Source organism: Lentimonas sp. CC4, from assembly GCF_902728235.1.
In the GTDB taxonomy this organism is placed as follows: domain Bacteria; phylum Verrucomicrobiota; class Verrucomicrobiia; order Opitutales; family Coraliomargaritaceae; genus Lentimonas.
Window position 1 is genome coordinate 671,826 of sequence record NZ_CACVBO010000001.1, and the last position, 13,608, is coordinate 685,433.

14 protein-coding genes and 2 tRNA genes are annotated in these 13,608 nt (G+C 53.4%); 11 read left to right on the forward strand and 5 right to left on the reverse strand.

Features of this window, described 5'->3' with window-relative positions:
- Positions 1-16: 16 nt before the first annotated feature.
- Both GZZ87_RS19695 and GZZ87_RS02875 read right to left on the reverse strand, forming a co-directional pair.
- Complete coding sequence (locus GZZ87_RS19695) at positions 17-154, reverse strand: hypothetical protein (RefSeq protein WP_206753324.1); 138 nt, start codon at positions 152-154, stop codon at positions 17-19.
- Between the two features lie 124 nt (positions 155-278).
- Entirely contained in the window at positions 279-1,292 is a 1,014-nt protein-coding gene (locus GZZ87_RS02875; protein WP_162027817.1) for a hypothetical protein, read from the reverse strand.
- Between the two features lie 172 nt (positions 1,293-1,464).
- Between GZZ87_RS02875 and GZZ87_RS02880 the strand changes: the two genes are divergently transcribed.
- A tRNA-Asp gene (locus tag GZZ87_RS02880) sits at positions 1,465-1,541 on the forward strand.
- Between the two features lie 197 nt (positions 1,542-1,738).
- Positions 1,739-2,365 (forward strand): superoxide dismutase, encoded by a 627-nt coding sequence (locus tag GZZ87_RS02885; RefSeq protein WP_162027818.1) that lies wholly within the window; start codon positions 1,739-1,741, stop codon positions 2,363-2,365.
- A 185-nt stretch (positions 2,366-2,550) separates the two neighbouring features.
- Here GZZ87_RS02885 and rlmF read toward each other — a convergent pair whose 3' ends face one another.
- Positions 2,551-3,474 carry a 23S rRNA (adenine(1618)-N(6))-methyltransferase RlmF gene (gene rlmF / locus GZZ87_RS02890; RefSeq protein WP_162029840.1) on the reverse strand — a complete coding sequence of 308 codons (924 nt, stop codon included), beginning with the start codon at positions 3,472-3,474 and terminating at the stop codon, positions 2,551-2,553.
- A gap of 187 nt (positions 3,475-3,661) precedes the next feature.
- On the opposite strand from rlmF, the gene GZZ87_RS02895 reads away from it, so the two are divergent.
- The 3 genes from GZZ87_RS02895 to GZZ87_RS02905 are packed head-to-tail and all read left to right on the forward strand — an operon-like array spanning position 3,662 to position 6,515.
- Positions 3,662-5,035 carry a PilT/PilU family type 4a pilus ATPase gene (locus GZZ87_RS02895; protein ID WP_162027820.1) on the forward strand — a complete coding sequence of 458 codons (1,374 nt, stop codon included), beginning with the start codon at positions 3,662-3,664 and terminating at the stop codon, positions 5,033-5,035.
- A 24-nt stretch (positions 5,036-5,059) separates the two neighbouring features.
- Positions 5,060-6,103, forward strand: a complete 1,044-nt coding sequence (locus tag GZZ87_RS02900; protein ID WP_162027821.1) for a PilT/PilU family type 4a pilus ATPase — start codon at positions 5,060-5,062, stop codon at positions 6,101-6,103.
- Between the two features lie 43 nt (positions 6,104-6,146).
- Positions 6,147-6,515 (forward strand): hypothetical protein, encoded by a 369-nt coding sequence (locus GZZ87_RS02905; protein WP_162027822.1) that lies wholly within the window; start codon positions 6,147-6,149, stop codon positions 6,513-6,515.
- 70 nt (positions 6,516-6,585) lie between these two features.
- On the opposite strand, the gene GZZ87_RS02910 is transcribed toward GZZ87_RS02905, so the two are convergent.
- Positions 6,586-6,876, reverse strand: a complete 291-nt coding sequence (locus GZZ87_RS02910) for a hypothetical protein (protein ID WP_162027823.1) — start codon at positions 6,874-6,876, stop codon at positions 6,586-6,588.
- Between the two features lie 79 nt (positions 6,877-6,955).
- Positions 6,956-7,762 (reverse strand): tRNA threonylcarbamoyladenosine dehydratase, encoded by an 807-nt coding sequence (locus GZZ87_RS02915; RefSeq protein ID WP_162027824.1) that lies wholly within the window; start codon positions 7,760-7,762, stop codon positions 6,956-6,958.
- A 250-nt stretch (positions 7,763-8,012) separates the two neighbouring features.
- Here GZZ87_RS02915 and GZZ87_RS02920 point away from each other — a divergent pair, with 250 nt between their 5' ends.
- The 6 genes from GZZ87_RS02920 (at position 8,013) to GZZ87_RS02945 (ending at position 13,587) form a co-directional block, all read left to right on the forward strand.
- Complete coding sequence (locus GZZ87_RS02920; RefSeq protein WP_162027825.1) at positions 8,013-8,771, forward strand: Nif3-like dinuclear metal center hexameric protein; 759 nt, start codon at positions 8,013-8,015, stop codon at positions 8,769-8,771.
- A gap of 39 nt (positions 8,772-8,810) precedes the next feature.
- Entirely contained in the window at positions 8,811-9,245 is a 435-nt protein-coding gene (aroQ, locus tag GZZ87_RS02925) for a type II 3-dehydroquinate dehydratase (RefSeq protein WP_162027826.1), read from the forward strand.
- Positions 9,246-9,295: 50 nt separating this feature from the next.
- Positions 9,296-9,628, forward strand: a complete 333-nt coding sequence (locus GZZ87_RS02930; RefSeq protein ID WP_162027827.1) for an SWIB/MDM2 domain-containing protein — start codon at positions 9,296-9,298, stop codon at positions 9,626-9,628.
- A 198-nt stretch (positions 9,629-9,826) separates the two neighbouring features.
- Positions 9,827-9,903 (forward strand) — tRNA-Asp (locus tag GZZ87_RS02935).
- Positions 9,904-10,150: 247 nt separating this feature from the next.
- Positions 10,151-12,100, forward strand: coding sequence for a DNA translocase FtsK (locus tag GZZ87_RS02940; RefSeq protein ID WP_162027280.1), 1,950 nt, complete (start codon positions 10,151-10,153; stop codon positions 12,098-12,100).
- Positions 12,091-13,587: a hypothetical protein gene (locus GZZ87_RS02945; RefSeq protein WP_162027281.1), complete on the forward strand. Its 1,497-nt coding sequence runs from the start codon at positions 12,091-12,093 to the stop codon at positions 13,585-13,587. The genes GZZ87_RS02940 and GZZ87_RS02945 overlap by 10 nt, the downstream gene beginning before the upstream one ends.
- The last annotated feature ends 21 nt before the right edge of the window (positions 13,588-13,608 follow it).

Consider the following 13,608-nt stretch of genomic DNA (forward strand, 5'->3'; position numbering starts at 1 on the left):
AGTCATAATCCTACTCTTAATCTGAATCCTTTAAGCGGAGTTGAAAGGTATTCCCGTCCAACGCTTTGATTACGATGACGATTAGGAGTAGGATTAAGAAGGCAGCATACGCTGTATACTCACGCGCATCGTGATTTGTGAAAAGTGCATTCAAGCCATTTCTCTGCCTCAGGTAGGGGCTTTGCTTTGCGAAGACCGCGCAAGAGCCTTAAGATCATGGAGCTTCGCAACGTTTCCTGCCTTCGCGGTTCGCGCAAGGACGACCCCTACGATGAGCATCACCGCTGCGTAAAATCAGAAAACTCCCCGCCATAGCGGCGGGTAATTTTCTGTATCGCATCTGCGGCTTCTGGCTCAACCTTAAATCCAATAAAGTGAATGCGCGGCTCGATGCCATACTCACGCGTCAGCGCTCGTAAGGTCTTCTCAACATCCTTCCACGGCACATCGCCTGCGCTTGTCTTCTCAGTCTTACTGCGCTGAAAATCACCATCGGACACGATGAAAATCACCTCTGGCTCCATTTGAAAGGCCACCGTCAGCGCACCTTGAATGCCGTCTTCTTCAAAAAGCAACTGCGTCGTCTTACGACTTGAGCGCACATTTTCGATGATCCAGCGTTTGGCCTCCTGTTTATTACGCGAACCAGCTGCGATCATATAGTCGCGAAACGTGCCCACCTGCCGCGCAAATGGCACCAGACCAAACAACGTGTTCGCATTCAGCCCATCCACCAACATCGAGAGCTCGCGCACAAAGGCATCCGTGCTCACCCCCGCCGCGCTGGCCTTATTCCAGACCGTCGAACTATTATCAAACAAGATCAAGATACGCTGCCCACTGTCTTCGATACCAAACAGCGAGGCCGAGGACGACTCGGTCTTTAAGCCCTGCAGGGCGCCCAACACCCCAGATTGCCCAAGTAAGGCATCCGATTGCAAGGCTGCCGGATTACGCTCGATCGGATTAAATTCACTCTGCGGCAGCGCCGGCAACGAAGGCATCGCATCTGGCAACAAGGCAGCCGTGCTGATCCGCTCCAACTGCATGGGCGAGCTTGCCGCATTCTGAAACTCCGCCAGTGCCACCTTATGCTCCAACTCTTTTTGCGGCAGATAAATCTTCTTTTTCGCCACAAATTCGGGGTCATCCCGGAATTCAGGCACCAGCACCACCACGAAGACTGCGACCAACAAAAGTCCCCCCTGAATCAACAACGCCAACACCAGCGGCCCGAATTTTGAGCGGCGCGGCTTGGACTCATTTGTAGATTCCTTTGATGGTAAACGCATACGGAAACTCAAACTGTGCAGCAAATAGGCGTATGGCAAAACCAGAGTCACAAAAAAAATGCTGCAAACTCACCTCAAAATGAGCACCCAATAAAAATCTCAAAAAACGCGAAAACACCGCTTGACTTCGGAACTCCGATTTCTACTGTCTGCGCTTCTTTAACAACTTTTTGGGGTAGTAGCTCAGTTGGTTAGAGCGCCTGCCTGTCACGCAGGAGGCCGCGGGTTCAAATCCCGTCTATCCCGCCATTTAAGCCCGTTGATTTTCAAAATCAGCGGGCTTTTTTGTGCCTAAGTGAAGTGACACAGGCATTCTTGCCTGTCCCATCAGAGTCAGCCACTCAAAAAAACACTCCAGCAAACGCATCTGCCGTTTGACAGCGCAACGCGATGCCACTAAATCCCAGCTCTCTCAATTAACCAAAAAATAGAAAACTACACATATCATGGCTTACGAACTACCTGAACTCGGCTACGCATACGACGCGCTTGAACCACACATCGACGCGCGCACAATGGAAATCCACCACAGCAAGCACCACAATGCATACATCACAAATGTGAATGCAGCGCTCGCTGGCACTGAATTTGAAGGCAAATGCGTTTGCGACCTAGTATCCGATCTCTCTGCACTCCCAGAAGGCATCCGCGGCGCAGTCCGCAACAACGGTGGTGGCCACGCCAACCACAGCTTCTTCTGGAAGATCCTTAGCCCCAATGGTGGCGGCGCTCCTAAGGGTGACCTTGCAGCAGCCATCGACGCTGAGCTCGGCGGATTGGACGCATTCAAGGAAGCATTTGCTAAAGCAGGCGCTACACGTTTCGGCAGCGGCTGGGCATGGCTCGTCGTTAAAGCAGACGGTAGCCTCGCAGTGACTTCCACTCCAAACCAAGACAACCCTTGCATGACGGGTGTTGCCGATGTTGAAGGTAAGCCAGTGATCGCCCTCGACGTATGGGAGCACGCTTACTACCTGAAGTATCAGAACATGCGCCCAAGCTACATCGCTGCATTCTGGGATGTTGTCGATTGGGACGCTGCTGAAGCGAACTACCAAAAAGCAAAGGCGTAAGGCGTCGCTTAGGCTCGGCTTCAAAGCCGAAAGCACTACAGTTTAAAAAACAAAAGCCGCTGGATTAGATCCAGCGGCTTTTTTTATCGAAGTGAAACAGACATTCCTGTCTGTCCACTCCGCACAGTCAATCCTCAGACAGACAGCAATGTCTGTATCACTTACTCATACACCGCTCCGACTTCCTAAAACCGCCACGCGAGCAGTCGACTAATTTTTTGCCCTTGGCTCATGGGAATCACCTCCACTTGCTGCGCACCAGACTGAGCGAGCACTTTCTTCAAGAGCCGGACGTGCTCCCCCTTCGAAACCAAACTGGAGAACCAACCAACTTGTGCTGCAAACTCAGCACTTTCGCGTATCATCTGCGTGATAAAAGCGACCTCTCCCCCCTGGCACCAGAGCTCTGCCTGCTGCCCGCCGAAGTTTAGCTTCGCCGCGCCCTTACCAGCTTGTCCCTTACTCAAGTTGTTCACTTTACGCTGACTGCCCGCTTGCGCGGCTGCCAGCGACGCATGAAACGGCGGATTACACAGCGTCAGCTCATACTGATCCCCCTGACGGATGATGCCTTTAAAAATCGAGCCGCGCTCCTTTTGTTGCACGACCTTTACCAACTTACTCAAGCACGGATTGGACTCGACGATCAGACGAGCGGTCTTCACCGAGACAGGATCAATATCCGTCGCCACAAATTTCCAACCATAACTCTGACTACCGATGATCGGATAAATGCAATTTGCACCTGTGCCAATATCAAGCACCCGCACCTGCTTGCCCGTTGGCACCTGCCCATCTCCCGCAAGTAGATCGGCCAAATAATGAATCATGTCTGCCCGCCCCGGAATCGGCGGACACAAGTAGCCTGCAGGAATCATCCAATGCCGAACTTGATATACGTGAGCCAGTAATGCTTGATTCAAGCACAGCACTGCTGCCGAATCGCTAAAGTCAATGGTTGGCTCGCCCAATGGATTCTGCCTCACATACTGCTTCAACTCTGGCACAGCCTCGCACAGCACAGAAAAGTTATAACGCCCCTGATGTGGATTACGCGGATGCAGTGTGCCCGACGGCTGGGAGTTCTTCTTCGGGCTAGGCATGGTCATTCATCTTTGAGTCAAAAAGGCAGCACATCGATCATCATTCGCCAGTGCCATGCTAAAGTGACGCCTCTCAGCCTCCTCTTAACGACCACTTCTGCCTTTATTCACAAGTAGGGATTGATTCACCCTGCATTCTCTATCAATAAACAAGGCTTCCACTCCCCCCCCAACTTCAACACCCCGATATTTTATGCGACCGGAAATCCATTGGCTTCTCCACTTCTGCCTTGATAATCAGCTACTGACCGAAGGTCAGGTCATTGGCATGGCAGGCAATCTCGCCCCGAATTCAGACGTCCACACCATTGCCAAGCTATTGACAAGCTCCGGCTGGGTGACAGACACCGCATTCCTAGAAAGCGCGGTCGAGGCATCAATCAACAACACGCGAGACGGCTTTGAGCTCCCCGAAATCCCTGGAGTCACTCACGAAGAGACGAGCAGTCAGGTCGAAGGCTTCCCCGACTTCTCGGCATTCAATGAACTCAGCGATGACGAACTTCGCACGGCCATTCGTAAGTTCATCATACACTGCCAAGCCATCGGAGCCAGCGACCTGCACCTCACAGGCGGCGCACGCCCACGCATCCGTCACCACCGCCGCATCGTCTACCTTAGCAATGAGCCACTCACCGATGAGCTGGCAAGGCGGATCAACTATCTCTCCCTCACACCGGAGCAGCGCACGCAATTCGAAGCCGATTGGGATCTCGACTATGCGCTGAGCATCAACGATGAAAGCGACGGCTTTAAAATGCGATTCCGCGTGAATCTAACTGAGACCAAGAAGGGCATCTCCGGCGTCTATCGGATCGTCTCCGACCGCTTGATGAGCCTAGAAGAGCTCGGCTTCACCAATGCAGACACCATTCGTAAGCTACTCAGCTACCACAATGGCATCATCCTAGTCACTGGCCCCGTCAGCAGCGGTAAAACAACGACTCTAGCCTGCCTGGTCAATGAGCTCAACCAAACCCGCAGAGACCATATCATCACCGTAGAAGATCCGATCGAAGTGCTGCAGAACTCAGCCAGCAGTATCGTCACACAGCGACAAGTCGGCAAGCACACCAAGTCATTCAATACGGCCTTAAAATCCGCCCTTCGCGAAGATCCCGACATCATTGTGATTGGCGAAATGCGTGATCTCGAAACCATCGAGATGGCCATTACCGCCGCTGAAACGGGGCACCTCGTCATCGCTACGATGCACACGAGCGATGCCGCAGCGACATTGAACCGTATGTTGGACGTCTTCCCTCCGAGCCAACAAAACCAGATTCGCGCAATGACTTCAGGCTCACTGCGCGGCATCATTTGCCAACGCCTCATCCCGAGTGTAAACGACCAAGTCGTGCTCGCCAGTGAGCTACTGGTCAACACCGCAGCGGTGGCCAACATCATTCGCGATGCGAAAGAGACTGGCCTACAAAACGCCATGACCTCGGGCAAGAAACTCGGCATGCTAACGATGAATGACTCTGTGCAAGCACTCCTAGAAGAAGGTAAAATCACGCCCGAAGTCGCCGCTGCAAACATGGTGAATGCTGAGAACAAGGACTAGCCCTCAACCGAGAGAATTTAATAGATGAACGAACTGGACACACTGCTAACTGACATGCTCGCCAAAGGCGGCTCCGACCTCCATCTCGCTGTCGGCGCACCCCCCAAGACGCGGATCGATGGCGTCATTCATACGCTCAACGATCAGCCAATCGACGAAGCTGCACTCGAAGCGATGCTCAAAGAAGTGACCCCACCACATCGCTGGGAGACATTCATACAAACAGGCGACGTCGATCTCGCACACGAGATCCCAGGCGAAGCACGCTTCCGCATGAACCTGTTTAAAAACAGCTGGGGCATCGCCACCGTGCTACGCCAAATCCCATCCCGCATCTCGGGCATCGACGAGCTCAACCTGCCCGATGCACTCAAAGACATCGCCAACTACCAAAGCGGCCTAGTGCTCGTAACTGGCCCGACAGGCAATGGTAAATCGACGACACTCGCGGCCATCATTGACCATATCAATGAGAATTCGAAAAAGCAGATCATCACCCTCGAAGATCCAGTCGAATTCGCGCACAGCGATAAAAACAGCACAATCATACACCGCGAAGTCGGCGAGCACACACACTCCTTCGCGGCAGGCCTAAAGAGCGCAATGCGTGCCGACCCCGATGTGATTCTGATTGGCGAAATGCGTGGCATGGAAACGATCCGCCTCGCACTGAACTGCGCAGCGATGGGCATGCTCGTTTTTGCCACACTTCACACCAACAATGCCACCAAGACCATCGACCGCATCATCGATGCGTTTCCTGCCGACGAGCAAAATCAGATCCGCATCATGCTCGCTGAGTCCTTACGCGGCATCGTATCGCAGCTACTTTGCCAGAAGAAAGATGGAGGCCGCGTAGCCGTGCATGAGATCCTACTCAAACACGGGGCACTCCCGAATTGCATCCGCACACACTCACTCTCAAACATTCGTAACATCATCGACCAAAACCGTGAGCAAGGTATGATATCGATGGATGCTTCACTGCGTAAATTACTACAAGACGACCTCATTACTCAAGAAGAGGCCTATATGAAGGCGAACGACAAAGCACAGTTTAAAACCTAAGTGGCCGTAGGCACACGCAGTTTGCTCACGCGAAAACACACGAATGAAAAAGATCAAAGCACTCATCTACGCCGCGCTTGGCTTTATGATGAGCCTCAGCGCATTTCGCCAAGAGAACTACCTCATGGCCGCAGGCATCCTATTCTTCGTCGGCTGCGCAATTGCAATCACGCTCACATCGATCGGGCGCTTGCAAATCACTTGGGATGAACTCGGCGTCACAATCAGTAAGAAGCCCAAGCCGCCGATTCTCTTACAGTGGACAGACATGCAGAAGCTTAAAGTCGATCACCTCGGCTATCACGTCATCACCCGACAGACCAACTTCCGTATCAGCAAAGACAAGATGCCTAAGGAGTTGTTAAAGAAAATCCGCTCCAGCATCCGCGAAAACAAAGCAGCAACCAGTTGAGGCCTGAGTCACGCTTGTCACTCAACATTCAAAGTTGAACGTTCGACGTTCGACGTTCAAGTCACCGCCCCTACCCTCCGACTACGACAGGAGTCGGCGCGTCAAAAATCGAATAATCGCGGTCGATCACATTGAGTCGAGCCACCACCTCTGCTGACTGAGAAGGGGAACACGTCAGATACAATTCAGCGCCATCCTCCGTCTCTAGCCCCATCCACAGGGTAACTGCTTCGTAATGTTTCAACAGCCAACCGATCGTATCATGCATCTCCTGACCATCCGTAGGCAGTTCGTAAAAATCTGCTTGGCGGTTGCTGTGAGACCAAATGACAGTTGTAGGGTTATCTAGGGTTTCCGACACGGGTATTATAAGTGTAGTAATTCTGACTCAGAGACAAGTCTTCCCAGAAAAAAATTTCACTTTAAAAGAAATTCACACGCTAAGAAGCATTCTCTTCAGTTTCGGATGAGGGTTTAACTAACGCGATACGCTTCACGACCTCGGCCGCGAGGAAAAAGCCAAACGTTCCTGTCAGATAAGTCGCCGAGCCAAACCCCTGATCACAATTCAAGCGATAATCCGCCCCCGTCTCCCGCTGGCAAGAGACTGAGCCGTCATCCGTAGGAAAAACTGGCAACTCATCGGTAAACACACAATCGATCTTAAACTTCTGCCGCTTAAACATGGGGAAGCCATACTGCTGCCGTAAACGCTTACGCACCTGCAATAGGAGAGGATCATTAATCGAACGCGCCAGATCCGCGATCTGCACGCGAGAAGGATCAATTCGCCCACCCGCACCACCACAGGTGATCAGGTTCAAGCCACGCTTACGTGCCTCTGCGATCAACAGGCATTTATACTTCGTCGCGTCAATTGCATCGATAATGTAGTCGAAAGTCGGCTCCAACAACCGCCCCATCGAAGACTCCGTCAAAAAGCACTCCTCCACGGTCACCACACAACGCGGCGAAATCTTTGCCACACGCTCTGCCAGCAGCACAGCCTTAGAGCGACCGATCGTGCCATCCAACGCATGTAGCTGGCGATTCACATTACTCAGGCACACATCATCCATATCCACCAGCGTCAGATGGCCGATTCCTGTGCGAGCCAACGCCTCCACCGCCCACGAACCAACACCGCCCAGTCCAATCACACAGACATGCGCTTCCGAAAGGCGTTTCAACCCATCGACTCCATACAAGCGCCCAATCGCGCCGAACCGTGCTTCATAATCTGGCATGGCAGAGGAACTAGAAGATCCACCTAGAAATGAGAAGCACAAATCGACATCAGCTCGCGTTGTTACTTCACTTGCCCAAAGGGCAGCCAGTTCAGTCCCCCCTGCGGGACCAACTCGGCAGACCTCGCAGACCATCTTCGCGCGACTTTTTCTATTCTCCGCGTTCCGCTCTTCAGCCACTTTCCCACATTTCCCTGCTCACATCCCACTTTCCACTTTCCACTTCCCACTTTCGCACTAGCGTCAGCCCATGCCTAAGCTATCCGAGATTGTCGCCTTTTGTGATACACGCACCCGCCGCGCCGAAGTCAAAGACTTCACTGGCTCATACAACGGCCTCCAAGTTGAGAACAACGGTGAAGTCACCAAAATCGCCGCTGCCGTCGATGCGGGGCAAATCCCCTTTGAGCAAGCCATCGCCGCAGGAGTCGATTTCATCATTTGCCACCACGGCCTTTACTGGACAGCCCCGATTCCGCTCACAGGCACCAGTTATAAGAAGGTAAAGACCGCGCTCGACGGGAACCTCGCCGTTTACGGTGCTCACCTGCCACTCGATTGTCACCCCGAAATCGGTAATAACGCCCTACTCGCCAAAGCCCTCGAACTCGAAGCGATAGGTGGCTGCGTTCCCTACGAAGGCAACGATATCGCTACCATCACCGCCGGCCCCGCCGGTGGACGTGCCGAACTCGCCGCCAAACTCAAGGCACTTTTCCCCGACACTTACCAAGCCATCGAATACGGTAGCGACCAGCCACAGCGCATCGCCATCCTAACCGGCAGCGGTCAAAGTGCCGTCGATGCATTGCAAGCAAACCAGATCGACACCCTAATCACTGGCGAACTACGTCAACACCACTTCAACATGGCGCAAGAACTAGGGTTAAACCTCTACCCTTGCGGCCATTATGCCACCGAAGTCTTCGGCGTAAAGGCACTCGCAGCCGAAGTTGCCGCAAAATTCGGGCTAGAATGGACTTTTATTGAAACTCCCTGCCTTTTATAATTCCTAATTCCACATTTTTAATTCTTAATCCCCTCCTTCATGAAACGCATCGTCATCATCAACGGCCCCAACTTGGATCGTCTCGGTAAACGAGAGCCATCCATCTACGGCGATCAAACGCTGACCGACCTCGAAAACCTGCTCACCGAGGCGGCGGAAGAGCTCGGCGTGACCGTGCAATTCTACCAATCCAACCACGAAGGCTTTATCATCGACGAAATCGGTGAGTTTGCAGACTCCGAAGTCTTCGGCCTGATCATCAACCCTGGCGCACTCACGCATACCAGCCTCGCTCTACGCGATGCACTCGCTGGCAGCGATCTCCCCGTGGTCGAGGTGCACATCAGCAATATTTATAAGCGCGAAGCCATTCGCCATCACTCCATGACCGCCGAAGCCTGCATTGGAGTCATCTCTGGGCTCGGATTCGACGGATATGTCGCTGCCCTACAATATTTAGCGAAGCTCGATTAAACTAATCGTTACACTTCACCTCAATAACACAACCTACACACAAAACCATTATGGCCGAAGAACCAAAAGGACTTAACAAACCAGTCACACTTAAAGCAGACCTCGCTGCATTCCTTGGAGAATCTGCGCTTCCACGCACAGAGATCACTAAGAAGCTTTGGGACTACATCAAAGAAAACGGTCTTCAAACAAAGACTGAAAACGGCAAAGCTGAAAACGCTGGCAAATACATCGTCGCCGATGCCAAGCTCGTATCCATTTTCCGCCACACAAACTCAACCAGCAAGTCTGGCAAAGTCACTGACCTTCGTAACATCAAGGAAGGCGAAACAATCAACATGATGCAAATGGCTGCCGTCGTCGGCGCCAACGTCGAGAAATAAGCTCGACTCGCACTCAACCGCTTTACAACGGCTGCTTCCCTACGGAGGCAGCCGTTTTTTGATGCAAACTGTGCCCGTAAATCAACGAGGCCGAAACCTGCCGATTCGGCGCTCCACAAATTTTCCGCAATATCCAACAAACTCCGCTTGACTTCAAAAAATCGATTTCTACTGTCTGCGCTTCTTTAACAACTTTTTGGGGTAGTAGCTCAGTTGGTTAGAGCGCCTGCCTGTCACGCAGGAGGCCGCGGGTTCAAATCCCGTCTATCCCGCCATTTAAGCCCGTTGATTTTCAAAATCAGCGGGCTTTTTTGTGCCGATACGAAGCGTAGAAGCGACACTCCTGTCGTTTTTCTCAGAGCCAACGCGATGAATGAAGCGGCAAGAGTGCCACTTCTACCCCATTTTTCCTGCCATTTGGGCAAATTCAGCCTTGAACCTTCGCCCTGAATTTCCAGCTTAATCACAGCAATCCAGACGGGAACAGATTACCCCTGAAGCACCGCTCCCTCACTCCCATCGATGGCACTCTCATTCTCCAAAAACAAAAGCTCTCTGCGCCGCATGAAGGCAGGCCTCAGCCGCCTCGTCGATACGGTTCAGACGATGAAGGAGAACCTCAACAACCAAGAGGAAGAGTATGAATATGTCTGGGAATACGAAGACGACGATTCAGAGGAGCAAGACGAGGACTACGAAGACGACCTACCAGAAGAAGTCGTCGCCGACGTGCGCCGCGAAGAAGCCTGCGTCGCCACCGAACAAGCGCAGATCGCTCAATGGCGCAGCGAACTCGACGCGCTTCTCAAAGATCGCTCGGAACGATCTCACTACTTTAAAGACTACGCCAACGAGAGCCGCCAACGCTACGAGCGCATGCTGCAGAGCGCTCGAGATCAGCTAGCAGGCCTCGACCCTCGCTCCCAAGAGATTGCCGAACTCGCCGAGCGCGAAGCAGACGAAAATACCAAGGCCGCCGAACTCGCGGCCGCACCTGAGCCAGTCGAACACCCTGTCGAACTTGCCGACTACAAATTCCCAAGCCTCGAGCTTCTAGAGAAGTCTGACGTCGAATCGGTCACACTCGTCACCCCCGAAGCACTCGAGGAGCAGAAGAACACACTTCAAGACACTTTAGATAGCTTTGCCGTCGACGCCTACGTTTACGACGCACTGGTCGGCCCGCGAATCACCCAATTCCGCGTGCAACCAGGCATGGGCGTGCGCGTCGAGGCGATCACCAACCTGCAGAAGAACATCGCCCTAGGCCTCGCAACCACAAGTATCCGTATGCAGGCGCCGATCCCAGGCGAGCCCTTCGTCGGCATCGAAGTCGGCAACAGCAACTCAGTTCCCATTTCCCTCCGCTCCCTACTCAGCTCAAAAGCGTGGACACAGAACGACTACGAGATCCCGCTCATCATGGGGCTCGATATTCAAGGCAAGCCAATCATCACCGATCTTGCCAAAGCGCCGCACCTACTCATCGCCGGTGCCACTGGTAGTGGTAAGTCGGTCTGCATGAGCACGCTGATCCTTAGCCTGCTCTATAATTTTAAGCCTGATGAGCTGGAACTCGTCTTGATCGACCCCAAGCGCGTCGAGTTCGGCCTCTTCCGCACGGTTCCGCATCTCATCCACTCCGTCGTGGCCGATGCCAAGCCAGCCGTCCAAGTCCTCAAGTGGGTAGTCAAAGAGATGGAGCGCCGCTACGAGGTGCTCGCCGAAAAGCAGGTGCGCAACATCGCAGGCTACAATGAGAAGGCCGTAGTCGATGGATTCGATAAGATGCCATTCACCGTCGTCATCATCGACGAACTCGCCGACCTAATGATGACCTCCAAGGGTGAAGCCGAAGGTGCCCTCGCCCGCATTGCTCAACTTTCCCGTGCCGTCGGCATTCATACCATCGTCGCAACCCAGCGTCCGAGTGTGAACGTCATCACCGGTATTATTAAGGCCAATTTCCCAACGCGCATCGCATTCCAAGTGTCCTCCAACGTCGACTCGCGCACCATTCTCGACTGCAAGGGCGCCGAGAGCCTACTCGGCAAGGGCGACTTTCTGTTCAACCCACCAGGCATCGCGCGCTTGATTCGTATCCAAAGCCCAATGGTGCAAGACCACGAAATCATCAGTGTCGTCGAACACATCTCTGGTCAACGCCTGCCAGAATTCCGCGTCGACCTGAAGTCCATCCCCGCATCCGGCGAAGATCAATCTGGCAGCCAGATGGGGATCGACGGTATCGAAGGCGACGACGATGAAGCTCTCTTAAAGAAGGCCATGCTCACCGTAGCCGAGTCGCAAAAGGCGAGCACCAGTTTCCTACAACGCCGCCTACGCATCGGCTACAACCGCGCCGCGCTGCTCATCGAAGAGCTCGAAGACCGCATGCACATCGGCCCGCAAAACGGGTCGACTCCACGCGAAGTCTTCTTAACACCAGAGGAGGTTGAGTGGTGCAAATAAACACCAGTGACGACCTCGTCGAACAAATCGACGAACTCGGCGTAGCGGAGACTGTAAAGCTTCACCGTAAGCCACCGCTGCCGACTCGTATCCTGCGCGACCTCTACGAGCTCTATCACGATCAAGATATTTATCTAGAGTTTCTGGCGCACTACCCGCTCATTCCATCCGACCTAGCGGATCAAATCGCGACCAAGCTCGACCCTAAAAAGTCAGGCATCGCCATTGGCCTAGCAAGTAATCCGCGTTGCCCACAGCAAGCGCTCAATCGACTCGTTAAGCACAAAGACGTCACCGTGCGTCACACGCTTTCCACCAACTCGAACCTGACGCCCAAAGAGTTTCAAATTCTAGTCGAAGATGAAAATCCCTACGTGCGTGCCGCCGTCGCACAAAACGCTGCACTCCCGGTTCACCTGCAATTCATCCTCGCAGACGACGAATCCTCAGCAGTGCGCATCTCACTGGCCAACCGCAAGACGCTCGACCTCGACATCGCCGTGCATCTCGCAGAAAGCGACGACACCGCCGTGCGCGCCGCAGTCATCCTGCACTGCAAGCTCGACGACGAACTGCTCCAACTCTGGGCAGACGGAGACGATCTGAGCCAGCAACTGCTACTCCTACGCCGTAAAGATGAGCTGCCACAAAGCGCTCAAACTGCAATCCATTTTTCCACGCACTCCTTTGCATGCCGCACCGCTCTGGCAAGGAGAGAACTCAACGGCCCAGAGATGCTCTTCTTTGCCGAATCCGATGATACGCGCGACCGCATCTTCCTCGCAGAATATCCTGATCTACCTGCAAGCATCCAACGTATCCTAGCACAAGACATATCGCCTAAAGTGCGTAGACGCCTCGCCGCCAATACTTCGCTACACGAATCAATCGCGTTGCACATCGCCGCATCCAGCGACCTCGGCTCGTGCCGCGCACTCGCGAAGAACCCCTCTATCAGCGATGAAGTAATCGCACACCTGTGTGCACACCCGGAAGACGAAATCGCACTCCTCGTCACTTATCGCGACGACCTCACAGACACGCACCGCGACTTACTGATTAACCAACGTGACAGCCTCTCAGCTGCCGAACACTTTGCGTATTTAGAAATCGAATACAGCAACACTAGCGAAGCCGTCGCCGAACAACTCGCTCAAAACGACGCACCGACACTACGCGCATTCAGCGCCACTTCCATCAATTTAAGCAGCCGCGTGCGCGCACGCCTCGCTGCAGACATGAGCGACTCGGTGCGCCTCGCAATCGCATCGAACACAACGCTCGATGACACACAGCTCAAACGCCTTTGCGAAGATACCAATCGAGAGGTTGTCTTCGCCGCAGAAGAAACCTACACTCGCCGCTTACGCGAGCGTAGCCCCGAACCAACAACACCCTCAGCCGAAACTCAACGCGAGGCGCCACGCAAACGCGCAAAAAGTAAGCCGGCTTTATTCAAAAAAATCGTTAAATTTTTCGGAGAGTAAGCACTCTCACCTATCTTAACT

Bases quoted from the DNA above. Each gene is read 5' to 3' on its own strand.
- rlmF (WP_162029840.1), bottom strand. From the start codon at position 3,474: ATGACCATGCCTAGCCCGAAGAAGAACTCCCAGCCGTCGGGCACACTG.
- GZZ87_RS02930 (WP_162027827.1), top strand. From the start codon at position 9,296: ATGGCCGAAGAACCAAAAGGACTTAACAAACCAGTCACACTTAAAGCA.
- GZZ87_RS02940 (WP_162027280.1), top strand. From the start codon at position 10,151: ATGGCACTCTCATTCTCCAAAAACAAAAGCTCTCTGCGCCGCATGAAG.
- GZZ87_RS02915 (WP_162027824.1), bottom strand. From the start codon at position 7,762: ATGCCAGATTATGAAGCACGGTTCGGCGCGATTGGGCGCTTGTATGGA.
- aroQ (WP_162027826.1), top strand. From the start codon at position 8,811: ATGAAACGCATCGTCATCATCAACGGCCCCAACTTGGATCGTCTCGGT.
- GZZ87_RS02885 (WP_162027818.1), top strand. From the start codon at position 1,739: ATGGCTTACGAACTACCTGAACTCGGCTACGCATACGACGCGCTTGAA.
- GZZ87_RS02895 (WP_162027820.1), top strand. From the start codon at position 3,662: ATGCGACCGGAAATCCATTGGCTTCTCCACTTCTGCCTTGATAATCAG.
- GZZ87_RS02905 (WP_162027822.1), top strand. From the start codon at position 6,147: ATGAAAAAGATCAAAGCACTCATCTACGCCGCGCTTGGCTTTATGATG.
- GZZ87_RS02920 (WP_162027825.1), top strand. From the start codon at position 8,013: ATGCCTAAGCTATCCGAGATTGTCGCCTTTTGTGATACACGCACCCGC.
- GZZ87_RS02875 (WP_162027817.1), bottom strand. From the start codon at position 1,292: ATGCGTTTACCATCAAAGGAATCTACAAATGAGTCCAAGCCGCGCCGC.
- GZZ87_RS02900 (WP_162027821.1), top strand. From the start codon at position 5,060: ATGAACGAACTGGACACACTGCTAACTGACATGCTCGCCAAAGGCGGC.